23 protein-coding genes are annotated in these 25,139 nt (G+C 44.2%); 11 read left to right on the top strand and 12 right to left on the bottom strand.

Annotated elements, in window-relative coordinates:
* Positions 1 to 9: 9 nt before the first annotated feature.
* From ACMCM8_RS14385 to ACMCM8_RS14375, 3 genes are read right to left on the bottom strand one after another with little or no spacing between them, the layout of a single operon-like run.
* Positions 10 to 1,677: a sensor histidine kinase gene (locus tag ACMCM8_RS14385; protein WP_412723279.1), complete on the bottom strand. Its 1,668-nt coding sequence runs from the start codon at positions 1,675 to 1,677 to the stop codon at positions 10 to 12.
* 11 nt (positions 1,678 to 1,688) lie between these two features.
* Positions 1,689 to 2,510, bottom strand: coding sequence for a phosphate/phosphite/phosphonate ABC transporter substrate-binding protein (locus ACMCM8_RS14380; RefSeq protein WP_412723278.1), 822 nt, complete (start codon positions 2,508 to 2,510; stop codon positions 1,689 to 1,691).
* A gap of 23 nt (positions 2,511 to 2,533) precedes the next feature.
* Positions 2,534 to 3,094 (bottom strand): response regulator, encoded by a 561-nt coding sequence (locus ACMCM8_RS14375; RefSeq protein WP_412723277.1) that lies wholly within the window; start codon positions 3,092 to 3,094, stop codon positions 2,534 to 2,536.
* A 342-nt stretch (positions 3,095 to 3,436) separates the two neighbouring features.
* On the opposite strand from ACMCM8_RS14375, the gene prlC reads away from it, so the two are divergent.
* The 8 genes from prlC (at position 3,437) to ACMCM8_RS14335 (ending at position 11,198) form a co-directional block, all read left to right on the top strand.
* On the top strand, positions 3,437 to 5,473 hold the full coding sequence (prlC, locus tag ACMCM8_RS14370) for an oligopeptidase A (RefSeq protein WP_412723276.1): 2,037 nt from the start codon (positions 3,437 to 3,439) through the stop codon (positions 5,471 to 5,473).
* A 6-nt stretch (positions 5,474 to 5,479) separates the two neighbouring features.
* Positions 5,480 to 6,169 (top strand): DNA-3-methyladenine glycosylase I, encoded by a 690-nt coding sequence (locus tag ACMCM8_RS14365; RefSeq protein ID WP_412723275.1) that lies wholly within the window; start codon positions 5,480 to 5,482, stop codon positions 6,167 to 6,169.
* Between the two features lie 90 nt (positions 6,170 to 6,259).
* Positions 6,260 to 7,045 carry a bifunctional demethylmenaquinone methyltransferase/2-methoxy-6-polyprenyl-1,4-benzoquinol methylase UbiE gene (gene ubiE / locus ACMCM8_RS14360; RefSeq protein ID WP_412723274.1) on the top strand — a complete coding sequence of 262 codons (786 nt, stop codon included), beginning with the start codon at positions 6,260 to 6,262 and terminating at the stop codon, positions 7,043 to 7,045.
* Entirely contained in the window at positions 7,045 to 7,686 is a 642-nt protein-coding gene (locus ACMCM8_RS14355) for a ubiquinone biosynthesis accessory factor UbiJ (RefSeq protein WP_412723273.1), read from the top strand. Before ubiE ends, ACMCM8_RS14355 begins: the two co-directional genes overlap by 1 nt.
* Positions 7,687 to 7,703: 17 nt before the next feature.
* A complete protein-coding gene (gene ubiB, locus ACMCM8_RS14350; RefSeq protein WP_412723272.1) occupies positions 7,704 to 9,332 on the top strand; it encodes a ubiquinone biosynthesis regulatory protein kinase UbiB in 1,629 nt (542 codons plus the stop codon).
* Between the two features lie 294 nt (positions 9,333 to 9,626).
* Positions 9,627 to 9,836 carry a transcription antiterminator/RNA stability regulator CspE gene (cspE, locus tag ACMCM8_RS14345; protein WP_012519905.1) on the top strand — a complete coding sequence of 70 codons (210 nt, stop codon included), beginning with the start codon at positions 9,627 to 9,629 and terminating at the stop codon, positions 9,834 to 9,836.
* 184 nt (positions 9,837 to 10,020) lie between these two features.
* Positions 10,021 to 10,698: a hypothetical protein gene (locus tag ACMCM8_RS14340; protein WP_412723271.1), complete on the top strand. Its 678-nt coding sequence runs from the start codon at positions 10,021 to 10,023 to the stop codon at positions 10,696 to 10,698.
* A gap of 41 nt (positions 10,699 to 10,739) precedes the next feature.
* A complete protein-coding gene (locus ACMCM8_RS14335) occupies positions 10,740 to 11,198 on the top strand; it encodes an Lrp/AsnC family transcriptional regulator (RefSeq protein WP_412727734.1) in 459 nt (152 codons plus the stop codon).
* 740 nt (positions 11,199 to 11,938) lie between these two features.
* Here the strand turns inward: ACMCM8_RS14335 and ACMCM8_RS14330 are convergent.
* Genes ACMCM8_RS14330 through ACMCM8_RS14320 form a run of 3 tightly spaced genes read right to left on the bottom strand, consistent with a single transcriptional unit; the run spans position 11,939 to position 14,898 of the window.
* Positions 11,939 to 12,946, bottom strand: a complete 1,008-nt coding sequence (locus ACMCM8_RS14330) for a cytochrome d ubiquinol oxidase subunit II (protein WP_412723270.1) — start codon at positions 12,944 to 12,946, stop codon at positions 11,939 to 11,941.
* Between the two features lie 9 nt (positions 12,947 to 12,955).
* Complete coding sequence (locus ACMCM8_RS14325) at positions 12,956 to 14,329, bottom strand: cytochrome ubiquinol oxidase subunit I (protein WP_412723269.1); 1,374 nt, start codon at positions 14,327 to 14,329, stop codon at positions 12,956 to 12,958.
* Between the two features lie 11 nt (positions 14,330 to 14,340).
* Positions 14,341 to 14,898 (bottom strand): GbsR/MarR family transcriptional regulator, encoded by a 558-nt coding sequence (locus ACMCM8_RS14320; protein WP_412723268.1) that lies wholly within the window; start codon positions 14,896 to 14,898, stop codon positions 14,341 to 14,343.
* 223 nt (positions 14,899 to 15,121) lie between these two features.
* Here ACMCM8_RS14320 and ACMCM8_RS14315 point away from each other — a divergent pair, with 223 nt between their 5' ends.
* Positions 15,122 to 17,836, top strand: coding sequence for an ATP-binding protein (locus ACMCM8_RS14315; RefSeq protein ID WP_412723267.1), 2,715 nt, complete (start codon positions 15,122 to 15,124; stop codon positions 17,834 to 17,836).
* Between the two features lie 2 nt (positions 17,837 to 17,838).
* Here the strand turns inward: ACMCM8_RS14315 and ACMCM8_RS14310 are convergent, their stop codons facing one another.
* The 4 genes from ACMCM8_RS14310 to ubiD all read right to left on the bottom strand — a co-directional run bounded on the left by ACMCM8_RS14310 (position 17,839) and on the right by ubiD (position 22,848).
* Positions 17,839 to 18,855 carry a substrate-binding periplasmic protein gene (locus ACMCM8_RS14310; protein ID WP_412723266.1) on the bottom strand — a complete coding sequence of 339 codons (1,017 nt, stop codon included), beginning with the start codon at positions 18,853 to 18,855 and terminating at the stop codon, positions 17,839 to 17,841.
* A 159-nt stretch (positions 18,856 to 19,014) separates the two neighbouring features.
* A complete protein-coding gene (locus tag ACMCM8_RS14305; RefSeq protein ID WP_412723265.1) occupies positions 19,015 to 20,448 on the bottom strand; it encodes a M28 family metallopeptidase in 1,434 nt (477 codons plus the stop codon).
* A gap of 178 nt (positions 20,449 to 20,626) precedes the next feature.
* Complete coding sequence (fre, locus tag ACMCM8_RS14300; protein ID WP_412723264.1) at positions 20,627 to 21,322, bottom strand: NAD(P)H-flavin reductase; 696 nt, start codon at positions 21,320 to 21,322, stop codon at positions 20,627 to 20,629.
* Positions 21,323 to 21,381: 59 nt separating this feature from the next.
* Positions 21,382 to 22,848: a 4-hydroxy-3-polyprenylbenzoate decarboxylase gene (gene ubiD, locus ACMCM8_RS14295; RefSeq protein ID WP_412723263.1), complete on the bottom strand. Its 1,467-nt coding sequence runs from the start codon at positions 22,846 to 22,848 to the stop codon at positions 21,382 to 21,384.
* A 185-nt stretch (positions 22,849 to 23,033) separates the two neighbouring features.
* Here ubiD and ACMCM8_RS14290 point away from each other — a divergent pair, with 185 nt between their 5' ends.
* Together ACMCM8_RS14290 and ACMCM8_RS14285 are read left to right on the top strand one after the other, a co-directional pair.
* Positions 23,034 to 23,285 (top strand): TIGR02647 family protein, encoded by a 252-nt coding sequence (locus tag ACMCM8_RS14290; RefSeq protein ID WP_412723262.1) that lies wholly within the window; start codon positions 23,034 to 23,036, stop codon positions 23,283 to 23,285.
* Positions 23,286 to 23,381: 96 nt separating this feature from the next.
* On the top strand, positions 23,382 to 24,032 hold the full coding sequence (locus ACMCM8_RS14285) for a tetratricopeptide repeat protein (protein ID WP_412723261.1): 651 nt from the start codon (positions 23,382 to 23,384) through the stop codon (positions 24,030 to 24,032).
* A gap of 44 nt (positions 24,033 to 24,076) precedes the next feature.
* Here ACMCM8_RS14285 and ACMCM8_RS14280 read toward each other — a convergent pair whose 3' ends face one another.
* Both ACMCM8_RS14280 and ACMCM8_RS14275 read right to left on the bottom strand, forming a co-directional pair.
* On the bottom strand, positions 24,077 to 24,625 hold the full coding sequence (locus tag ACMCM8_RS14280) for a cytochrome b/b6 domain-containing protein (RefSeq protein WP_412723260.1): 549 nt from the start codon (positions 24,623 to 24,625) through the stop codon (positions 24,077 to 24,079).
* 108 nt (positions 24,626 to 24,733) lie between these two features.
* The gene (locus tag ACMCM8_RS14275) at positions 24,734 to 25,018 is read right to left on the bottom strand and encodes a PepSY domain-containing protein (RefSeq protein ID WP_412723259.1); all 285 of its coding nucleotides are present in this window, start codon (positions 25,016 to 25,018) and stop codon (positions 24,734 to 24,736) included.
* Positions 25,019 to 25,139 lie beyond the last annotated feature (121 nt).

Raw genomic sequence — 25,139 nt, 5'->3', positions numbered from 1 at the left:
ACTTCATGATCACGCATTGTCCTCATTCTCATCCGTTTCTTTTCTCACTATCGGTAATGCGAGGGTGAAACAACTTCCTTCGCCCTCTTTACTCGTTGCTGACAGTGTTCCACCGTGTTCTTGAGCGATGCCAAACGAAATTGACAGCCCTAAGCCTGTTCCCTGTCCTTCGGGTTTGGTTGTAAAAAATGGATTAAATAATTTATCAATGTGGCTCGGTGAAATTCCACACCCCGAGTCCTCTACGCGTAACTCTACCGTATTTCCTACAGTACAGGTCGTGATTACTACTTTGCCATGTTTACCTGTACTTTCAATGGCTTGACCTGCATTGATTAGCAAATTGGTAATTACTTGAGATATTTTTCCCACATTCATGGAAATATCAGGAATATTTGCCAAGTGCGTTTCCACAGTGCAGGTGTACTTTAACTGATTGTTGACCATAGCCAAGGTAGTCCGGACACAATCATTTAAGTTGTGCTGTTGCATTTCATCACTGTCTACACGGGAGAAAAGTTTTAATCCTTTTACAATTTCAGCTACGCGAAATAGCCCCTCTTTGGAGTCGGTAAGGAGATCAGCAATGTCATCATTGATAAAGTTCATATCCTGCTTGGCTAACATATTTTCTAAACTGCTTAGTAACTCCCTGCGTTTTTCATCACTTTCGGCCTTCAACATCAACTCTATCTGAGAAAAAATCATCTGATAAGTAGCCACGTATTCGCTTAATGTGGCGATATTACTACTCACAAAACCTACAGGATTATTAATTTCGTGTGCTACACCGGCGGCCAGTTGTCCCACAGATGCCATTTTTTCAGCCTGTAATAGTTGTACCTGAGTTTCTTTAAGATCTCTATTCGCCGTTTCTAATTGAAAATTTTTCTGATGAAGAAGAGCTGTTCTGTCTTGCACTTTATCTTCTAGCAAAGCATTGAGTTCTTTTAACTCATCTTGTGCGCGCTGGCGCTCACGGTATTCTTCTTTTACTTTTTCGACGAGGTGATTAAACGTTTCGGCTAACTCACTTAACTCATCTTTGCCTCGAACTTGGATAAACACATTGCGATAATTATTGTTGGCGACGGCATCACCTAATTGCCTTGCTCCCTTATTCAGTAACGCTAGTTGAGACAATAGGTATGAGCCTAATATATAAGAAAAAAGTCCCACTAGTATAAATTCGAGTGACGCCAGTGCCAGTGTCCAGCTTCTTACTCGAGAAACAGACTCAGTAACAGAAGCGATGTTGAGACCTATTTCTACAAAGCCATAGAGGGTTTCATTAACCTTTATTGGTGCACGTGTGTCGTATATACCGTCGGAGGCGGCCGATACGGAGTTGTCCGCTATAAAAGGGTGGTCAATAACCGATTGGTTGCCTTTCTCTACATATATTCTGCCGTCTTTGTCTTTCACTCTGACGTAGGCAACGTTAGGGTTAGTCAGAATTTCTGAGACATCGGCATCCAAAGACGACAGGTCATAGCTCAAAAATGCACTTTTGGTGGTAGAGACAAACAGTGTTGCTGTGGTATCAGCAGATTTTTTAACGCTGTTGTCCACTAAATCATTGAGTAGCTGAAAAACGGTCACTATGAGTACGAGTAGTAGTAGCGCTGCTATTGACGCTATACCTATGATCGTTTTAGTTCGCAAAGATAGTCGCATAGGCTCCCAATTTAAATGTGCGGTCTTGAGAGAGACATAATCCCAAGTTCTCTTACATCATCCCAATCGCTATCAACTGATTCGATAAATCCTTTGAACCCTAAATTTTCTAATATCCACGCATTGCTTGAATCGTGAGTTAATGCAAGCAATGCTTTAAGAATAGCTTGTCTGTGACTTTGCGCCATGTTTGGTTTAGTTGCAATCGCATGAGGAGTATAGCCATTGCTTTCCCACAACACCTTAAGGTCATTTTTCACTTGTGAAGGTGCTTTGTTGAGGGTACGGGCTATGCCTCCACCGGCACTGAAGAAACCATGTTGAACGGCCAGATAGACCGAGTCATGAGAGTTAACATAACGCGGCACAAAGGCCACGTTGCGCTTGTGCAGTGCCGCGCTGGTAATGATGGAAGCGGCAAAAGCAGCGGGAGCAGGAAACGCAATCTCCGCGCCGTTTAAGTCATCTAGCGATTGTACCTTACTGTCTTTAGGTACCACTATAATTCCTTTTATCAAGGTGTCTTTTTGACGCGCCAGTGCGCGATAGTTAACTGCGTCATGGAACACCACGAAATGATAGGGGTTCATATAAGCGATGTCATAAGCACCCTTTTCAAGATTTGCTTCAAAGGTCGGTATGTCTTTGGCCGTTTTGAAGTCAATTTTTAACCCAGTATATTGTGAAATATAATCAAGCAGAGGTTGCCAATTTTGCGCCAATTTCTTGGGAGACTGCTGAGGAACTACACCAAATGTCAGGCTGTTTTCCTGCGCGTGTAACTTTGCGCTAAACACTAAACACAGCCAAACAATAAGCAAACAAAATCTCATATTAGCTCCCTAACTTCTCGCCATTATATTGACATAAACTGTTCAAGCACCATTGTCAGGTCGTGATTTGAAAAGGGCTTTTGAAGGGTAGCATCAGCGCCGATGCCTAATGCGCGTTCGAGACTTGCTTCATCAAGTGCGGAAATAACCACAATTTTCAAGTCTTTGTATTTACTTTGCTCTCGAGTGAACTCAATAACACTATAGCCATCCATACCAGGCATACTTAGATCAAGCGTCATGACTTTAGGGCTGTACTGACTAAGCATAATGCCCGCCTGAAAGCCACCCGTTGCAATATAACTTTCAAAGCCTGCCCGTCGGGCTACCCGTTGAATTGATTTTGCTACGGGCATTTCATCATCTACAATTAGTATTGATGGGCTTGCGGTGCCCTTAAGTGCATCGGGAATGGGCATGTTGTGGCGGTCTAAAAATTCAATGAAGTCTTCCACAAGTACACGGTTATTACCTCTTCCTGGTAATTTGAACCCTTTCAGTTTACCGCTTTCGATCCACCTAATAACTGTACGCAGATTCACGTCGCAGTACGAAGCGATTTCTCCTGAAGTTAATGTTTTCATAGTGTGACCTTGTAGAATTATTATTCAAATTATAGACGTATGATCAGTGGTAGACAAAGTAGACAAAAGGATGAAATGTGACATTTGTGACATCCGTAGTCTAAGAATAATAGGGGTGGCGTGATCTTCTTTTTACAGTAAAAAGTAGTTAAAGCCTATTGATCTTTGATGTATAAATTTCGGTCTAAATGGCAATCTTTAAATCGCGAAACACACCGCTGCAAAAATCAACAGCAAAGATCAACAGGTTCTAGTTAACACGCCATTTAATCGCACCGTGGCTTGCAATTAGCACGGATAGCCCCATCATGATTGATATAACACAGCACAAGTGGATGGTTTATGACGACACCAGCAATTGAAATGGTAGATGGACTACCAATATTTTCCTCTATAACGCCTTCTTCTATTAAGCCTGCTATTGAGAAGGCTATTGAGCGATGTAAATACGAAATTGAAGAGGTTGTCGCCTCTAAGGACTATACCTACCAAAACGTAGTACAACGACTTGAGGAATCAGACGATAAGCTGAGTAAAATGTTTTCGCCTGTGTCACACATGAACAGTGTCGTTAGCAGTGATGAATTGCGCGAAGCGCATGACGCGTGTTTACCCTTATTGTCTGAGTACGGTACTTGGGTAGGGCAACACGAGGGCTTGTACAATGCTTACGTTGCTTTACAAAATTCAGATGAATTTGCCACCTTATCTGAAGAACAGCAAAAAGTTATCTCTAACGCTATTAGAGACTTTACTTTGTCGGGCGTGGCATTGGAGAAAGAGAAAAAGACCCGTTTTGCCGAAATACAGGCAAAATTGAGCGAGTTGTCATCAACCTTTTCTAATAATGTTATGGATGCCACCATGGGATGGACGAAACACATTACTGACGAGGGTGACTTGGCTGGTATGCCTGAATCTGCACTTGAAGCCGCATCACAGGCTGCACGTCAAAAAGATTTACAGGGGTGGTTATTTACCTTAGACATTCCCTCTTATTTACCAGTGATGCTTTATGCCGATAACCGTGAACTCCGCGAAGAGATGTATCGCGCTTATGCGACTAGGGCGTCTGAGTTAGGGCCTAACGCTGGGAAATGGGACAACACCGATATCATAAAAGAAACCTTGTCCCTTCGTACAGAATTGGCAGAGTTACTCGGGTTTACAACCTACTCCGAACGCTCATTGGCGACGAAAATGGCAGAGTCAACAGATCAGGTCATTGGCTTTTTACGTGACTTGGCTCATCGCGCTAAGCCTCAGGCTGAACGGGAATTAGACGAAGTGAAAGCGTACGCCAAGGATGTCCATGGCATGGACGAAATGGCGGCCTGGGATTTACCCTATTACAGCGAAAAGCTCAAGCAAGAGAAATATACGATTTCAGATGAGATGCTACGTCCATACTTCCCAGAAAACAAAGTATTATCAGGGCTATTCGAGGTAGTACATCGTCTGTACGGGTTAAAAATAATTGAACAACCTGGCATCGATACGTGGCACAAAGATGTTCGCTACTTCACTATTACCGATGACGCAGACGTAATGCGCGGCAGCTTCTATTTAGACCTCTATGCTCGTGCGAAAAAACGCGGCGGTGCTTGGATGGACGAATGTCGCGTACGCCGAGAAATGCTTAATGGTGAGTTACAGTTACCTGTGGCTTATCTGACTTGTAACTTCAATGCGCCAGTAGGAGATAAACCGGCGTTATTTACGCATGATGAAGTGGTTACCATGTTCCATGAATTTGGTCATGGCATTCATCATATGCTAACCAAAATAAAAACGGCTGGTGTGTCAGGGATTAACGGTGTGCCTTGGGATGCCGTAGAACTTCCCAGTCAATTTCTTGAAAATTGGTGTTGGGAAGAGGACGCGCTTAATTTTATTTCAGGCCACTATGAAACTGGCGAGCCATTACCGGCCGATTTACTAGAGCGTATGTTAGCGGCGCGGGACTATCAATCTGCTATGCAAATGGTACGACAGCTGGAGTTTAGCCTATTTGATTTCTTACTCCACAGTGAGAAAGGCAGTCATGTAGATGTTCAAGCTACGTTAGATAAAGTCCGCGAAGAGGTAGCAGTGGTGATCCCACCGTCTTTCAATCGCTTCCAAAATAGCTTTGGGCATATTTTCGCGGGTGGTTATGCTGCGGGTTATTACAGCTATAAGTGGGCAGAAGTTCTGTCTGCTGACGCCTACAGCAAATTTGAGGAAGAGGGCATCTTTAACCGTGAAACCGGTAAGTCGTTCCTTGAAAATATCTTAGAGATGGGTGGCAGTAAAGAGCCGATGGACTTGTTTGTGGCCTTTAGAGGCCGGGAACCGAAAGTCGATGCACTGCTTCGCCACAGTGGTATTAAAGGCTAAATCTGAATGCGGGAATCTTTTCAGACTATTTATCGCCGTGCGTGCGAGCGAAAAGGGGGGGAGCAGGTGCTTGAAGCAATGCTTCAAGCACCTCTCACTAAACAGGAAATCGTACAAATACCCGATGATCGCTTTCTTGCTGAAATGACCAAGAAAGTGTTTCAGTCGGGTTTTGTGTGGCGGGTGATAGAGCAAAAGTGGCCAGATTTTGAAACGGTGTTTTTTGACTTCGATGTCGACAAAGTGTTACTGATGCCTGATGAAATGCTCGAACAAAAAGCCTCCGATAAACGTATTGTGCGCAACTTTAAAAAGGTCATGACAGTACGTGACAATGCCATGATGATTAAAGATGTCGCCCGTGAATATGGCAGTTTTGCTAAATTTGTCACCACATTTGATAAAGAGAACATTACCGATTTGTGGACGTTTCTTAAGAAGCAGGGAGCTCGGCTCGGAGGTAACACAGGCCCTTACATGCTAAGAGCGTTGGGTGTAGACACCTTTTTGTTTTCATCTGATGTGGAAGACTATTTGCGCAAAAATGACATAATCGATGGCGGATTAACGGCGAAAAAATCGTTGGAAGCCGCTAATCAGGCATTTGCTCATTGGCATCGTGAAAGTGGACGTTCACTTCAAGAGATAAGTGCTATTGTGGCCTACAGCTGGGGAACGAATCGCCCAGTAAACTGAAACACATGCAAATAGGTATAAAGCTTTAGCTTGTCACTACAATTCGATACACTTCGCCATTATAACACTTAATCACACAACAGGACTGTCATGAGCGACAACCAGACTCCCGCTACGCAAGCAGATGCTGCACCAGAGCAAACGACACACTTTGGTTTTAAACAGGTTGAAAAAGGCCAGAAGGCATCTCTTGTCGCCAATGTTTTTGACTCTGTGGCAGCAAAGTACGACGTGATGAACGATCTCATGTCAATGGGAGTTCATCGTTTGTGGAAACGATTCACCATTGATTGTAGTGGGGTTCGCGCCGGCCAAAAAGTGTTGGATATCGCAGGTGGTACAGGTGATCTAACCGCCAAGTTTTCGCGGTTAGTTGGCCCTACTGGCCGCGTTACCTTGGCTGATATCAACTTATCCATGTTGAAAGTGGGGCGCGACAAACTGCGCGATCGCGGATTGGTAAACAACATTGATTACGTGCAAGCCGACGCGGAAGCATTACCCTTTCCTGATAATCACTTTGATGTTGTGACGATGGCGTTTGGTCTGCGCAATGTCACTGAAAAACAAAATGCGCTTAACTCTATTTATCGCGTATTGAAGCCGGGTGGTCGTTTATTGGTATTGGAGTTTTCAAAACCAACCTCAGAGCAGCTAAGTAAGATTTACGATATGTACTCTTTTCACATCTTACCTAAGATGGGGCAATTGGTTGCCAATGATGCTGAGAGTTATCAATATTTAGCAGAAAGTATTCGTATGCACCCTGATCAAGAAACCCTTAAGGGCATGTTCGAAACGGCGGGATTTGAACAATGTGATTATCAGAATCTGACAGGCGGTATAGTTGCACTTCACAGAGGGTATAAGTTTTAATGCCAGCCTCTGCGCTAATGGCCGCTACTCTTGAAGCGGCGATAAATAAGCTGCTCTCATTAGATGATGCTAGTGATGCTCGCTTGAAAGGCTTGCGCGGATCCCGATTAACTGCCTTTGTTTCACCTCTCACTTATGGCATAACACTGGCCTTCTCTGACAAAGTGGATGTGTTGATAGAACACCAAAATTTCGAGCAGGTCGTGGCATCACTGGGTGCTAAAGACTGCTGCATTAAGACGTCACTGCAAACTTTACCTGAGCTTAAAGAAACCAGCCAGCTAACCCGTCTTATACAGCAGAAGGCCTTGTTTTTAGAAGGTGAGCTAAGTATTGCCCAGCAGGTGAGTGGGTTGTTTCAACAACTTGATATCGATATCGAAGAACTGTTAGCCCAAAAAACCAATGATGTAATTGCTCATCAAGCGGTAAGTGCGATGAAAACAGTTCACGGGAGATCCACATCAGCATTGTCCACACTAGGCCGAGTAGTGGGGAACACCATAGTGGAAGAGAAGCCACTGGCCGCACACAAGCTGGCCGTTATGCACTTTAGTGACGAAGTAAACACATTGCGCGACAGAGCGGAAAGCGTGGATGTAAGGTTACGTCGTTTAGAAGAACAGTTAAAACACAATTAGTAAAAGCAGACAGTGAAATGCGTATTGTAAGATTATACCGAATTAATAAGGTATTGTTAGAGCACGGCCTGGACGAACTTATCCCCCCAAAGTGGCTACCTTGGTACGCTCGTGCAATGCGCCGCAGTATATTTTGGGTGCGCAATAAGCACAAAGATAAACTGGCTGGCGAACGCATTACGCTTGCATTGCAAAGTCTTGGCCCTGTGTTTATTAAATTCGGGCAAATGCTCTCTACCCGCCGTGATCTTCTACCCCCTGCCATTGCCAATGAGCTTGCAAGACTACAAGACAAAGTTCCGCCGTTTCCCTCAGAAATTGCTCAGGAAATTGTCAAGAAATCGCTGGGATTGCTTGATCTAAGTGAGTTGTTCAGTGAATTTGATGAAGTCCCGCTGGCTTCTGCGTCCATTGCTCAGGTTCACGCGGCCAAGCTCAAACACAACAATGAAGATGTAGTGGTCAAAGTACTACGACCCGATATTCGCGATACTATTGAAGCGGATATGGAATTGCTGTTCAGTGTGGCGGGAGTACTGCAACGCTGGTTGCCAGATGGTAAGCGCTTGCGACCCATTGAGGTGGTGATTGAATACCGTAAAACCATTGTTGATGAATTGAATTTATTGAGAGAATCGGCTAACGGTATTCAATTAGGGCGTAATTTCGAAGGCTCGGATTCTTTGTATGTACCGAAAATATACAGTGACTATTGCCGCAACAATGTGCTGGTGATGGAACGTATTTACGGCTTGCCGATCTCCAATATCGATGCACTTCTTGCGCAAAATACCAATATGAAAAAACTCGCTGAACGTGGCGTGGAAGTGTTTTTTACACAGGTTTTTCGCGATAGTTTTTTTCATGCAGATATGCACCCCGGTAATATATTTGTTTCTACGGAGAATCCTGAGAACCCCAAATATATTGCGATTGATTTTGGTATTGTAGGAACGCTAAACCGCGAAGATAAACGCTATCTGGCAGAGAACTTTATTGCGTTTTTCAATAGGGACTACCGCAAAGTTGCACAGCTGCATGCTGATTCGGGTTGGGTGCCACCGGACACCAATATCGATGAATTTGAAATGGCCATACGCACGGTATGCGAACCTATCTTTCAAAAGCCCCTCGCTGAAATTTCCTTCGGTAACGTATTACTTCAGTTGTTTAATACGGCTCGCCGATTCAATATGGTGGTCCAGCCACAATTGGTCTTATTGCAAAAGACTTTGTTATATATAGAGGGGTTAGGGCGTCAGCTTTACCCACAACTGGATCTATGGAAAACGGCAAAGCCGTTTCTAGAGAATTGGATGAAGGAACAGGTGGGCTTTAGCGCTATGATGAGTAAGGTAAAAGCTAACCTGCCATTCTGGTCGGAAAAACTTCCCGAAATGCCAGATCTCCTTTATGACAGCCTTCAGCAGGTTAAACGCCTCCCTTTACAACAACAACGCGCACAGGCTGCGTTGCTTCTTGAGCAAAAGAAAACTACTCAGACCACTCATCTCAGTATTGTAGGTGCTACCTTGATACTAATGTCAGTATTACTGCCACTTTACCCAATATCATGGTATTTCCCCGCATTTACTGGCATTTTTGGTGTTTTTTGTTGGTTTTTGGCATGGCGAAAAGGGCGTTAAGTTTTATGACGATGAAGTGAATTATTTATGAATTGGCCAGTTTCGTAATTAATTTGTATATTAATCGTCCCGAAGAGTGTTATAGTGCACATGGCTTTTGGCCAAAGTCTTTAAATAGACGCGATTTTGTATTATTTGCTATATGTTAAACCACTCGAGTTACCCGGTAATTTGTTGTAAGTTGTTTGTCCATTCGTAAGTAAGACCCAATACTCCGCCAATTTAAAGACTCTAAAGAAACTTAGTTACACGCGCTTTTGCGCAATTTAATACGATATTTGAGGTCTATACGACATGTCTAAAGTTACAGGCACAGTTAAGTGGTTCAACGCTGATAAAGGTTACGGTTTTCTAACTCAAGATAACGGCGGTAAGGACGTATTCGTTCATTTCCGTGCGATCATCTCTGACGGTTACAAAACGCTTCCAGAAGGTCAGCGAGTAGAATTTGAAGTTGAAGAAGGTCAAAAAGGTCTTCAAGCTGCTAACGTGCAAGCTATCTAAGAATTCAAAAACGGCGGTCATTTGACCGCCGTTTTTCTTTATACTACTTTTATACCTTTCCCCACCAATCTTTTTACTGGATTGGCACGGCGTGCTGTCTTGCTTTCTCTGTCCGTTTAATGCTTAACTACCGGAACACCATTGCTGTTTGGGCTTTTGCCAAATGCGTTCAAGGAGTAAGGACATGCCTTTCAAATTTATTTTTCTCTACTTGTTGCTGTTTGTGATAGGTCTTCTGTCGTCGAGTGCAACTGCACGTGATGCCACTGTTGAAAATACCGAGCCAGCGTATCAAGTTCAAACTAACGATGTACTCGCTTACGTACTGGGAAAAGCCATAACGTTAGATAGCGTAATGCCCCAAGAGTCAGAGCGTGTAGAAATGCGCAATAATGCCCGAGATAACTACGCTGGGTTACTGGCCTATAGAATACAAATCACGGCTACAAATGACATTATTTCGCTACTTCGCGAAGACTATGCGCAACAAAAAAAGATTGTTGTTGATGAGGCATTACAGCGTGCATTTGTGGAAAAGTTCGGCGAAGAATTTAATGCTAAACAACCCCAATCTCATCACAAAACCATTCAGCAAATAGCGCACGATGAAGTGTTAAAATATGCCACTGAAAAAGCTATGTATGAAGAATTTGGAGGGCGAGTAGTGTTTACCCAGAGCAACCCGCAGATGCCGGTGGATGCGTACAATACGCTATTAACTCGGTATAAAGATGCGGGGCAGCTAAATATCGTCGACGAGGAACTCAATCGCGCTTTTTGGGCGATATTTTCAGAATCAGTGCCCTTTAAATATGTCATCCCTAACGAGAATATAAATTATGACCACCCCTGGTGGCTGTGAGTGAGTATAAGGGATACCCCAGTACAGTGAAGCAAGACACCATTGATAAGATAGATCGCGCCATCCTTAGTGTGCTTCAGCAAAACGCAGAAACACCGGTCGCTGAATTGGCAGAGAAAGTGGGCTTAACAGTAACGCCGTGTTGGAGGCGCATTCAGAAACTCGAAGACAAAGGCATTATTACCCGGCGGGTTGCATTGCTTCAAGCGCGCAGTCTGGGGCTCACTATGACAGTGTTTGTTCAAGTGAAAGCAGGTAAGCACGACGGAAAATGGTTAGCTACCTTTGCTAAGCATGCCGCTTCATTCGATGAAGTGGTGGAGTGTTACCGTATGTCTGGCGAATATGATTATTTACTAAAGGTATTGGTTAGAGACATGGATTGCTTTGATCATTTCTATAAGCGGTTAGTTAGTGGTATTGAGTTTTCTGATGTCACATCCAGTTTTGCTATGGAGCAAATTAAATACACCACCGCGGTGCCGTTAAGCCATTTGTAAATGAATAAAAAGCATCGTGACTAGCGCTCGTAGTCAGTTGTTAGAAGCTTTGTTCACAGCAGCTATCTGTTTGCTATGGGGTTAGAGGTGTCAGTAAGTGCAACGTCGGTCTTGATGGGGATCAGAGATAAAAAAAATGAGGCCATCTTCATGGCCCCATCTAATATTAATGATTTTGGTCTTCAACGTGCTGTTCTGCGAATATCTTGGATTTCTTTTTGATTTTACATCCTAGGATACGCTGCGCATTCTTACGGCCAATATAATGAGCGACCGTATAGGGGTGTGCGCGCTTGAAGAACCGTGAAAATGAATGAAAAACATTTTCCATAGCTTGGCTCCTTCTTAGTAAAATTACCCCAAATGAAATATAGTAATATTACACTTTGATGTCAAGGTGGTGGTAACCATCTTTTTCATTATTTTTTAGTGCCAGAATGTGGAAAAGGATCACGTTTATTTCTATCTATAACTGCTTTAACAAAGCGGTTATAGCTAAAAATAGACAGATTTTTATGATCTGAGTAGAAGTTGAGGTCACTGTAATTCGCGAGCAACACTAGCAGAAGAAAGCAAGAAAGGGGGGCATGCAAACCATGACAACCCCATAGAGCAGCGCCTGTGTACCAGCTATACAGCGTTGAATGTTTTCGATTTAGGCCCACTAGACCTTCAAACATCCGCTTTGTCTAGACGACACACAGACCGCTGCAACAATGTACCCCCAAGATCAACAGGCTCTAGTAATAAGACAGCTTTTCTGATTTTCCTGAAAATATTCGGTATACCAATGCGGTATAAGTCAGAATAATGGGCACGACTATGACCACACCGACCAATAAAAATCGCAGTGAGTTCCCATCACTCAACGCTTCCGCAACCGTCATATGACCTGGAATGATAAATGGGTAATAGCTTATTGCGAAAGCCAAAAAGCACAGGAGGAACACGAGTAGGGCGATAAAGAATGGGAGCCATTCTCCTTTTCCTTGTAGTTGAGGCAATTTTTTCAGCAAAACGGCACACAGTGCGAGTAGCGCAAAGCAAGCCACGGGAATGGCAAAAAGTACATAGCCCCACGGCGCTGATAGCCATAGTGCCCTTACATCATCGTGTAATGCCAAATTAGCTAAGCTTACGGCTATGATACCTGCCCCTAGTACCCCCAGTCCCCGACGAGCCCAGTAGTAGGCTTTTTGTTGTAGTTCACCTTCTGTTTTTAGAATAAGCCAGCATGCACCAATAAAGGCATACGCTGCTGTAACGCCAAAGGCAGCAAGTAGGGCAAAGCCCTGTGCCCACAGGTCGGTACGCAATCCCGTAACATAAATGCCCAACATATAGCCCTGAGCCAATGTAGTCAGCAGAGAACCATATTTAAATGCCAAGTCCCATTTACGCTTGTTGACCTGTACTACTTTGGCGCGAAAATCAAATGCCACACCGCGGAGAATTAACCCTAGCAACATAAAAGTCGCAGGTAAGTACAACGTCTGTAGAAACGCGCTATGGGCTTCTGGAAATGCAATCAGCAACAGCCCGATAGCCAGTACTAACCAGGTTTCGTTGGCATCCCAGTAGGGCCCAATTGAGGCAATCATGTCGTCTCTGAAGGCTTCCGTTCTTGGGGGAATGAGGACGCCGACGCCAAGATCATAGCCATCCAATACGGCGTAGAGAAACACCGATAACCCTAACAGTCCCACATAAATATTACCGAGCATTTCTGTAGAAATAGTGTCAAACATAGCGGCTCCTTAAATGGTTTGCGGATCGGGGTTAGTAGGTTGCATTTTAGCTTTAGCCATCTCCCGTTCCTCTGAGGTTATTTCTTCAATTTCGACAGCTCGTCTACACATGAGGGTAAGAGTCCCCATAAAGGCAACCAACAGCACGCTATAAATAACCAAATAGAGACCAAATGACAGCGCGATATTGGCTGGAGGAAGTTGAGTAACCGCTTCAGCCGTTTTAAGTACACCGCTAACTAAGTACGGCTGTCGTCCAATTTCAGTGACATACCAGCCTGCGAGGGTTGCCACCCAGCCGCTAAACGCCATATAGGTAAATAGGCGTTTAAGCCAGATAGGAAAGGTTTTATTGCGAATTAGGTAAAGGCTACCAAGCCATGAAACTGCTAACATCAACATGCCCATACCTACCATGATCCTGAAACCGAAAAAGACCGGCGCGACGGGTGGGTGCGCGCCCTCGAATTCGTTCAGTCCCCTAATTTCTCCTTGTAGTTCATGTGTTAGAATAAGGCTGGCACCATAAGGTACGGGCACCTCAAAGTGATTTTCTCTGCCTTTCTCATCGGGGATTGCAAACAATAATAAAGGCGCACCTTGTGTGGTTTCCCACAGTCCTTCCATAGCAGCCACTTTTTGCGGTTGGTGCTCTAAGGTATTTAGCCCATGCATGTCACCGGCAAATATTTGAAGAGGGATGAGAACCGCAGCAGTGTAGGTTGCAGTTTTTAATGCTAGTTTTGGCGCGAGCTTGTTGTCACCTTTTAGCATTCTATAGGCAGACAAGCCTGCAATGAGGAAGCTGGCGGTAAGACCTGATGCCAACATCATGTGTATGAAGCGATAGGGGAAAGAAGGATTAAAGATTATTTCTTGCCAATTTGTGGCATAAACCACACCATTTACTACCTCAAACCCTTGTGGTGTTTGCATCCAACTATTGAGCGCTAAAATCCAGAAAGCGGAAGTGGTGGTTCCCAGTGCCACAATTAGCGTTGCAGCTGTGTGTAGCCAATTGGGCACACGTCGTATGCCAAATAGCATGATCCCAAGAAACGTAGCCTCTAAAAAAAAGGCAGTAAGTACTTCGTAACCCAATAGAGGGCCTGCCACATTTCCGACTTTTTCCATAAAGCCAGGCCAGTTCGTGCCAAATTGGAACGACATGGTAACGCCACTTACGACGCCAAGGGCAAAGCTAAGTGCAAATACCCTTACCCAAAAGCGGTACATTCGCATCCAAACAGGATGGCCTGACAGGTTAGCGCGTAGCTTGAAGTAAAATAAAAACCACCCCATTGCCATTGTGATGGTAGGAAAAAGAATATGAAAACTGATATTTAACGCAAATTGTAAACGAGACAGCAAGAATGCATCCACAGAAAGTCCCCTTAGTTAACGCTGTTTTTCCCCGGCAATAACTTGTCCTTAAGCTCAAGCATACGGCCTACGCCAGAACCTAGCTTCATTAAAGTGTTTAACTTTTCAGGCCCGAGATTTTGAAGCTCTTCAGACCATGCAGTAATTGATTCGAGTAAATCGTGAATTTCGTTCAGTTTATTCTGAGCATTGGCTTCTTTTTCGTTGGCTGGGGCATCTAATAGTAGGTCTCGTAGTAGACTCATGGTGGGATCGATTTCGCGTTTACGTCGTTCTTCAAATACCCGATTTGCCAGAGTCCATATGTCTCCTGCAGGAATAAAGAACTCTTTTCGTTCGCCCGGCACCAGGTGTTGTTTCACCAAACGCCATGATTGAAGTTCTTTAAGCCCCATACTGGTATTGCCACGGGAAATATTTAATGCGTCGGCAATTTCCTGCGCTGAGATTGGTTCCTCGTTAAGTACGATAAGTGCGAGTATTTGACCTACAGTTCTGTTGAAGCCCCAGCGGCTACCCATTTCACCAAAATGCATCACGGCTGATGTAATAAGTGGAGTCATCTTCATATATGTTCCTTGATAAAGTTTCAGAAATTACTGAAAGTTTATAAGGAGCCTTGATGTAGATCAACATTTTTCGCATATTTGTGGTGTAGAGGGACGTAATCTGCAGCAAAGCCAAAAGATTCAAATTTTATAATATGGTAATTCAGCAACTTGCAGATAATTCATTGCACTGGGGTTACTTCTGCTTCACCATAGGCGTTCAAATATCACAGACGGATCGCAGATGAATAGCTACCAGGCCCCCTCGCTTCAAAACTGTGAAGATGAAGCCATCCACTTAATTGAAAGTGTACAAAGTTTCGGCTACGTCATAGCGCTTGATCCAAGGGATAAAGTCATTCAGGTTGTGAGTAGTAATATCTCTGAGCTTTTTAAAACCCAAGTGATCCCCGGTAAAACCCTTATAACTGAACTGATAGATACGCCCTCTCCAGAATCTCATACCTTTCAAACGATTCACGAGTTAGTTAAAGGGGGGAAAACACGCCACGCCTACCAATGGAAGTTTGCTGAAAACGCCTTACACCTTGAAGACTGGGAAAAGGAAGGCAGTGGAGTTGCCTTTGACTCGAATGGTCTTTTGGTTATTGAGTTAGAGCCTACACCACAATTGAGCTTTGAAGCAGCCAGACAATGGGTACCGATGGATGTGGATATTCGGCCATTGCTTCCAGATGTAGATCATTGTGATTCAATTAACGACGTAGCCGATGCCATTGCGGTGCTATTTCAAAAATATATAGGCTTTCAGTCGGTGATGATCTACCAGTTTGATAAAGCCTTCTGTGGTGAAGTGATTGGCGAGGCAACACATGCTGAAAATCGCGCTTTTAAAGGGCTAAAATTTCCCGCCTCAGACATCCCTAAACAAGCACGAGAGCTTTATCTGCAAAACAGAGTGAGATGTGTTTACGACGTTGAAGAATCCCCGATTCGTTTAATACCGAGTTTGTCTGAAAAAAGCAGAGAGCCCATCGATTTATCTATGTCTATGGTGCGTTCTGTATCACCAGTCCATATTCAATATTTGAAAAATATGGGGATCCGCTCTTCCTTTTCAGTGTCACTGGTGTTTGAAGGCAAGTTGTGGGGATTGGTTGCGTGCCATCACAACTCACCGAAATATATTGATCAGAAAAAGCGTCTAGTGTGTGAGTCTTTAGGCCACCTATATGCATGGCAACTGCATACCAAAGCGTTGCATGAGAAAAAAGAGCAATTTCAGAATCGTCAACGCAAGTTGAATAATATCGTTCACCAGCTGACCACCTATGTCAATCCGTTGGAGGCCATCACGCAAAAAGAGCCGCAATTACTCGACGTTGCTGAGGCAAGTGGTATGGCTGTCATTACCCCATCTGGGAATTATTTGGTAGGTAAAACCCCTTCTGAATCTACACTTTCGAGTTTGCTCGAGAAGTTTGCCATTGCAAATTCAGAGCAGTCGATTGCGGTTAATCGCTTGACAGATGTAGTGGACGACGGATGTGAACTCAATGGTATTAGAGGCATGTATATCTCTTGTGTATCTGCCAAGTTAGGGTATTACACCGTGTGGTTCCGCGAGCAACGGGATAAAATGATTCGCTGGGCTGGAAAAGAGGCTGCTTCAAAGGATGTGGGTAAATCACTAACCCCCCGAAACTCTTTCGAAATGTATTTACAAAGTGTAGTGGACGAATCACAGGAATGGAGTGAGGATGACAAGTTAATCATTGAAGGCTTCGATCATCTATTTATTCCATATGCACTCAGTTTAAAGGCCTCTTTAGATAGGCAAATTAATAAACTCGAAGAGTTGGATAAAGCAAAAGATCAGTTTCTTGCCAGTATTTCTCACGAACTTCGCTCACCGCTTAATTCCATTGTAGGCTGGACAGATTTGGCGCTGATGGACGTGGCTAATATCGATCGAATGACTGATGCGCTAGGTGTGATAAAGCGAGCTGCTTCCACTCAGTCTGCGTTAATAAACGATATTCTCGATTTATCCCGGATCATATCAGGGACAATGAAATTAAGTACCCATTCGCTGAAAGTGGCCCATGCCATCACTGAGGTAGCAAAGTCTTTTGAAGCGGGCTTTGCCAGTAAGAATATCCAGCTGACTATTAATTGTGAAGACGAACATACTCAAATATTAGGCGACAGTCTTCGTATTAAGCAAGTCATAAATAACCTCTTAAGTAATGCGCTTAAATTTACCGCTAAAGGTGGAATGGTGCACGTGAGAGGAAAGCGGGAACACTCTAATTATCTTATCCGCGTAAAAGATAACGGTAAAGGTATGACTCGTGACCAACTCAATCATGTCTTTGAGCGTTTCTATCAGGGAAGAAACGAGCATAATCGCCATGGTTTGGGCTTGGGTCTTTCCATCGTAAAAAGCCTGGTCGAAATGCATGGCGGGGAAATATACGCTGACAGTGATGGACCCAACACCGGTACAACCTTTTTCGTATCACTTCCCATTGCACCATTGAATTTGCACGACGATATTATTGAGACTAAACGCTCTGAAATCAGCGATTTAACGGAATCATTGCGCCTTGATGGCCTGCGCATTTTAGTGGCAGAAGACGAACAGGATGCCAGAGATTTCATCAAATTGTTTTTAGAGTCTAATGGTGCAAGAGTCAATGTAGTTAGGAATGGTTTACTGGCATGGAAAGAGCTCAACGATATGCCTGACGCTTTTGATTTATTGCTTTCAGACATTGGTATGCCTGAACTAGACGGCTTGGGATTAATTACCAAAATACGCGCCAGTGAAAACCCAACAATTGCGTCACTACACGCGGTCTCGCTAACGGCTTATGCCTACACTTCTGACAGAGTAAAAGCGTTGAAAGCAGGGTTTTCCAATTATGTTTCCAAGCCAGTAGATGGCGAAGAGCTACTGACTATTTTGGAAATGTATATCCCTGAAAAAAGCTAGGGCTACCACTTGCGAATAAGTTGACGATAAATGGTGGCATCCAACAGTGATGGGGTAGTGTGCTCTTCAGCCAGTTGAGGTAGCGCTGAGTCACTTTGTTGCCGTGAAGCATAGGCCTGTCCATCGATAAAAAAGCGGCTTTTTTCTGACGTGGCCATGCCATCGAGTGAATAGGCTAAATCATGACGGTGATAAGGGCGAGTGATAGATGAGTGGCCAATAAAATCGGCTATACCGTCACCATCAATATCTTTGGTTAACCATGCAATACCAAGCAATACATTGAACTCACCTTCGTGTTGCATATCGGCTACCGCACTGTTGAAGGCATGGATGGTTTTTGCTGCGTTGGTTACCGTGTTACGGATAGCCAGTTGAAAACCCGAATGGACCAATGGCTTTGCTGAAAAATGCAGTAATTCTTCGTCGTCATAGGCGAGTAGGGTATTAAACTCATTTGCTAACAATTGAGTGGTAATGAGGTAGGGTGCGCGGTCGTCGGCCAGTTGCCTGAAAGCATCGAATGTAGATGGGTTTCTTGACCATTTAATCTCTTTTAACAATCGAAAAGTTGGTGTATTTGCAAAGCGGTTTTCAATGGCTACGCGGTTGTTATTTAGATGGGGAAACAATTTAATGTTTTCGACATCGTAACGCTTACTAACAGCGTAAAGGTATATGGGTAAGTAGACGTCAGATAAGAGGAAGTCGCTTTTGTTCTCACCCAAGTCAACATGTGCAAATTCACCGTCTACTTTTCCTGTTAATACTGAACTGCCGAGAAAAGCATCGCGCATTACCTTTAATTCTATATCGATATTGGCTCTATTAAAGGCAGCAGTAACGATCTTATTGAGCCTAGCTGGCTCACCATCATCACTGACATACGTTTCAAAAGGGGATGCCGCGAGCGTGGTAGTTGCCTGAGAAGAAAATGTTACAAAGCCAGCAATTAAGCTTATGAGAAAAACAAAGTTGCTGGGCTGGATTTGGGTGAGGCAAGCGGGTTGTGTTGGCAAAATAATTCTCCATGCGCATGTAAACATGCTTTTGTTACACTTTAATGCAGATGGAAGTTTTGATCCAATGGGCGCATTTTAGATGATCAACGTACAAGCGGCAGCTATTACTCGCTAACCGCTTGCCGTTTTGTACTATGAACTACCTCAGCCTAAGGGTTATTCACCAAAACTACCAGCAGGACCAGGGTAAACCACTACACTTTCTATCCCGTCTTTGTTTACGCTGGCTACGCCAAAGAAATAATTGTCGATGACAATATTTTCCAGCGTTGCTTCAGTCACATTACCCACGAATTTGCTAAACTCCCGTTGCGGGGCGTCTGTATGTCGCCAGTATACTTTATAGCCTTTTAGCTGAGGGTTTTGTTTACTGTCTAGGGCATTCCACTTCAAAGTGGTAGAGGGTTGAACTGCGCCTTCAATAGTGACATTCACAGGTGGGTTAGGTGCCCAGGCCATAGCAGCAAGTGAAACTGCATTAAGACCCGTAAGCTTTGCTGCGTACTCGAAATTGACCCCGTCTAACGTGTCTCCATAAGCAATACCGTTTTCAGTGCGTAAATCTTGATGCTGACGCGTGTAGTTTTCGTTAGTTTCCATAATGCGAATACCCGGGTAGCCCAGGTCATTAAATGGTCGGTGGTGACCACCTCGACCAAACCGGTCTAAGCGATAAATCACCATAGTATCGAGGTTTTCAATATATTGATCGGCTATGTTATCGATATAGCGGGCGAGGTTGCGACTGGGTGAATCTACCTCGCCTCCGGTAAAACGACGCCTACGTGCTTCTTCATCAGTTTCAGTTACACGAGTACCTTCCGCAAACAGGCGCGCTGTGGTGTTATTAATCACACCATTGACTCCTTCAATGTTGCCAATCATATCGTTATTGAGCACGGCTTTAATTCTCCAACCGTCTTTTTTGGCTTGATTGGCCATAATTCGCCCGCCAAATAACCCTTGTTCCTCACCAGAAAGGGCTGCGTATACAATAGAACCGTTAAACTTATACTTAGTTAACACCCTCGCGGCTTCCAGTGTACCTGCTACGCCTGAAGCATTGTCATTTGCACCTGGCGAATCAGAGGTATAGTCCATGACATCTGAAACTCGAGAGTCAATATCACCAGACATGATCACATAGCGGTCGGGATCTGTAGTGCCACGCTGAATGGCTATTACGCTAACTACCTCAACGGGATCGGGTATGCGTTTTTCGCCACTGATTATCTCTGATTGGAAATAGACTTCTAAGCATCCACCGCAATCGGCGGAAATTTTGTCGAACTCGGCTTTAATCCAACGGCGAGCAGCACCGATTCCACGTGTGTCAGAGTCAGTTTCTGACAAAGTGTGTCTGGTACCGAAGTTGACTAACCTGGTGATGTCATCTTCAATACGCTGGGCAGAGACGTTTTCAGCGATGTGATAGAGCGCGTCGCGTTGTATAAGGGAAGCGTCATTGGTCGCAGAGTTGTCAGAGTCATGGGCAAAAGCCGCCGCGGAAAGGGCAGGCAAAACTGCCGCACACAGTGCGCTAATCAGTCGAGGTGTTCGGGACTTGTTGGTGTATTGGGTTGTTATCATTGTTTTCTCCAGTGTTTGTAAAATCACCATAACGAATATGATGAAAACGGACAATTGGAGTAAACCCGTGTAACTGCGAGTTATCGCAACGACTTATCGCAACGGCTTATTACAATGAGATATCGCGTTTGATAAAGAAGCACGGTGCTGGCATAACCAGCACCTGAAAGTAAAAACCTTAAATAAAGGCGAAGGCATCGCCGAACAGGTTTTCTACTTTTAAGCCTCGCTGCGTAAAGTCATCTCGCACTACCTTGGCCATTTCAAAGCGTCCCGCTACGTACACTTGAACATTTTCGAAGCTGGCGTGGTCGGCCATCACAGCATGATGAACCCATCCGGTGCGGCCTTTCCAATCGTCACAGGCAAATTCCACTACAGGGACAAAAGTAAAATGATCATACTTTTTAGCCAATTGAGATAGCTCGTCGGCAAGATAGAGGTCGCTGGCGTGCCGTCCACCCCAATAGAGGGTCACAGGCGTCTTGTCGCCGCTGTGAAGGTGTTCTTGCAAGATAGAATAGGTGTATGAAAACCCCGTTCCACCTGCAATTAAAATCATCGGTAAGCCGTTGCTCTGTAAAAAGGCTTCACCGTTTCCAATACTCAGTGTAATTTCTGAATTGGCACGCATCTGCGCTAGCACTTCACCTGCGTAATTGTTGCCAGGCTCTGCACCAATATGCAGTTCAATACGGCTATTGTCATAGGCTGCATTGGCAATGGAAAAAGGGCGCATATCGTTTTCACCCATGAGCACCATAGCGTATTGGCCTGCTTTAAAACTTACCGCCGAGGCGGGTATCAATTCCACTTTTTGTACAACATCGGTTAAAGGCGTGATGCTTGCAACCTGACACTTTATTTCTGACATGAATTCTCTTCTAACCTTTTTGCTTAGCGTATCGCCTTCGATTGGACAATATATCGTCCTTACATGATACCAAGTTCGTCCCAGATATCATCAATCCGTTTCTTCACTGCTTCATCCATCACAATGGGTACACCCCATTCGCGATCGGTTTCCCCTGGCATTTTGTTCGTGGCATCCATACCCATTTTTGAACCCAGACCAGACACAGGGGAGGCAAAATCTAAGTAGTCAATTGGGGTATTCTCAATCATCACGGTGTCTCTAGCCGGATCCATACGGGTCGTGATAGCCCATATAACATCATTCCAGTCTCTGGCGTTTACATCATCATCACACACAATAACAAACTTGGTATACATGAACTGGCGTAAGAACGACCATACCCCCATCATTACCCGTTTGGCATGCCCTGGATATTGCTTTTTCATCGTTACAACAGCCATGCGATACGAGCAACCTTCTGGCGGCAAGTAAAAATCCACTATCTCGGGAAACTGTTTTTGCAAAATAGGCACAAACACTTCGTTAAGTGCGACACCCAAAATGGCGGGTTCATCGGGTGGACGACCGGTATACGTAGAGTGGTAGATAGGATCTTTACGGTGCGTAATATGGGTAACTGTGAATACTGGAAAATCGTCAACTTCATTATAGTAACCCGTGTGATCGCCATAAGGCCCTTCTGGGGCTTTTTCGTCTTGAGCAATATAGCCTTCAAGGACTATTTCGGCACTCGCCGGTACTTGTAAATCATTGCTAATGGATTTGACTACTTCAGTTTTATCGCCACGAAGAAGTCCCGCAAACGCGTATTCTGACAGCGTGTCTGGTACCGGAGTCACTGCCCCTAATATTGTGGCGGGGTCTGCCCCTAAGGCAACAGAGACAGGGTAAGGTTCTCCTGGGTGCGTTTGGCACCATTCACGGAAATCTAAAGCGCCACCTCGATGAGATAGCCAGCGCATGATCAGCTTGTTTTTACCAATCACCTGTTGGCGATAGATACCCAAATTCTGACGCTTCTTGTGAGGACCTTTGGTAATACTTAATCCCCATGTAACGAGGGGCGCCACGTCACCAGGCCAACAGCGTTGGATAGGAATTTTCGACAAATCTACGTCATCACCGCTTAATACGACTTCTTGGCACGGAGCCTTTTTAAGTACTTTCGCTGGCATATTAAGAACTTGCTTGAAAACAGGGAGTTTTTCCCACAAATCCTTTAGACCCTTAGGAGGCTCTGGCTCCTTTAAATAAGCCAACAGCTTGCCCACTTCGCGAAGTGATGCCACTGACTCTTGTCCCATACCCATAGCCACACGCTCAGGAGTGCCAAATAAATTTGCCAGAACTGGCATGTTATGACCTTTGGGGTTTTCGAATAGCAGTGCGGGGCCGCCAGCACGCAATGTGCGATCGGCAATCTCTGTCATTTCAAGGTCTGTATCTATGGGCTGGCTAATGCGAACCAACTCGCCTTTCGCTTCTAATTGGCGAATAAAGTCACGTAAATCTTTGTACTTCATTATGGCTGTGATATCCGGCTTCTGTAATTATTGGCAAGAATATACTATTTAGCGCTAAAGTCCGATCAGTTCGCGGTATGAATGGGGGATTATTCGTTTAAGTTACAAAATAATCTTTACAGGGGCTCAGTTTGTGTGTGATATAACAAAATACTAATTAACCAACATTTGCCTAAGGTGGTTTCATGAGTACCTTCGATCACGACATGCTCGACGAGTTAAACTTACTCCTTAAATTTCCTACTGATAGCTTACTTCAAGGTTTAAAGATCCACCATGACGCCAGTCAAACTATGGTTAACGCCGCTTCGAGGCTGTATGCAAAAGGCTTAATTACTCAACCGGATGGTGGCTACCTTACTGACCTAGGTATAGACTTGGCCGATCACGCCCGTCACATTCAATCTGCAATGTGTCCTCGAAAAAGTGGACATTAGTGGCCTATACGCAGTCAAGGTCAGCGGGTTTAGTTAAGATATTCTATACTCTGTCGATAACCCTATTAAGCTTGCTGACTAAATAACCTAATAGCCATGAAACATATTTTCTCTTCACTCCTACTACTGAGTACTTTATCTGTTAGTTCAATTTCTACTGTTGATGCCCTTGAGGGGGAAACAATTGAAGAACTGCGTGCTGTGCAACTTTATAGCCAGGATGCATTGATAGAACTCATTAACAGTAACACTCATCTTGATAAAGTGGTCGCAGACAGATGCCAGCTAGTGCAAGATATTGAAGCAAGAGCAGATGTGCTCAAAGTGCCCGCTTATCAATTTTTATGGGGGGATATGCTGGCATGGGGTGTGTGCATAGACGCAGAGCCTGCTAGGGGAATTGGTTATATAGAAGATGCCGCAGATCAGGGGTTACCCGCAGCGCTTGAACAATTAGGGCGTTACTATGCAAACGGTACCTTGGTGCAACAAGACAAAGATCGCGCAGTGGTCTATTTAAGAGAAGCGGCAGCATTAAATCATTTGAAAGCGCAAATTCATTTAGTCGCCTTGTTTTTAGAAGGGTATGGTAGTCCTTATGATTACGAGGATGCCTATCACTGGCTATATAATTCGGTAACCGATGACAAAAAGCAGCACGCGCAAATTTCCACTTATCTCACTCGCCTTGAAAAACTCATGCATCCAAAAGCTGTACGTGCCGCAAAGCGACCTTTAGATAGTTAAAATGACTGAAATTGAGGAACGTCAACCGCGTTATTAAACCAAATTTAGTCGCCTTTACGTTTACCGCTGAGCATTGGGCGGATAAGCTCTATTTTGCCTTTGTGTTGAACCACAAAAACGGCAGCGATATGTACTAGTACACATCCGTACAAGGTGTTGGCAAAGATTGCGTGAATATTTTCCAAGGTACTGTTTCCAAAGAAGATATCAACTTCTTCCATCATGAAACCGGTTATTCCTAAACCCAGTAATAACCCACAAACAGCCATCACCATAAGCCAACCGAATGGATTATGCCCATGTGTTTTAGCCACTTTACCTTGTGTTAGCTGACGAATATGCACAGCAAATGCGTTGCGGCTAAGATCAATATGTTTGAAGCTGGCAAGTGATTGTCTATCTTTTATCATTCCCCAGCCAATACGAATGCAGACTAAAGCGCTAGCCGTGTAACCGGTCACCTCGTGAATCAACCGGCCGGGCTCCACAATAAAATAGTTAACGAAAAATGCTAAAACGATGCCCCAATGGCAAAGTCTGACTACCGGGTCCCAGATGTAGAGGTCGTGTGGCTGTGAGATGGTATTTTTCATAAAGGTATAGTGTGAAGGTATTACTGCGATACGCATTGATAAGATAAGTGACCACAAGTATATGGTTAATAGCGCTACTGAATAGCAGTAGCGCTGAGTAAATACCTATTAGTGGCGCTCTTCTTTCACAATGCTGCCATCAACGGGGTTGAAGTAAATTTCAACCTTGTTTTCCTGGGCATCAAATCCATAAATTTCATAACAGTTACCACCAGTCACTTTGAACTCGTTAATTTTATACCCTTGGGCTAGCAGTTGTGCTTGAAATGCATCTTGGTTTTGCCATTCAGATTCTGGAGCCGTGGTACATTGGGTGGTGCCATGTTCTGCGCTGCATGCACTTAGTAAACTCGCCACACCCATTGCAGTAAGTAACAGTAGAGATTTTTTCATTGTCTTTTCCTCGACCATGTGTGTCATTAAAATTATGTTTATTTCCGGGCCAACTCACATTTAGATTACACCCATAGATAACTAAATAATACCCTGATATTTAGGTGATTTATCTCGCAGG

It is taken from the genome of Alteromonas sp. D210916BOD_24 (genome assembly GCF_047159385.1).
In the GTDB taxonomy this organism is placed as follows: domain Bacteria; phylum Pseudomonadota; class Gammaproteobacteria; order Enterobacterales; family Alteromonadaceae; genus Alteromonas.
The sequence above is the reverse complement of the archived record's forward strand: the minus strand, read 5'-3'. Positions and strand labels throughout refer to the sequence as shown.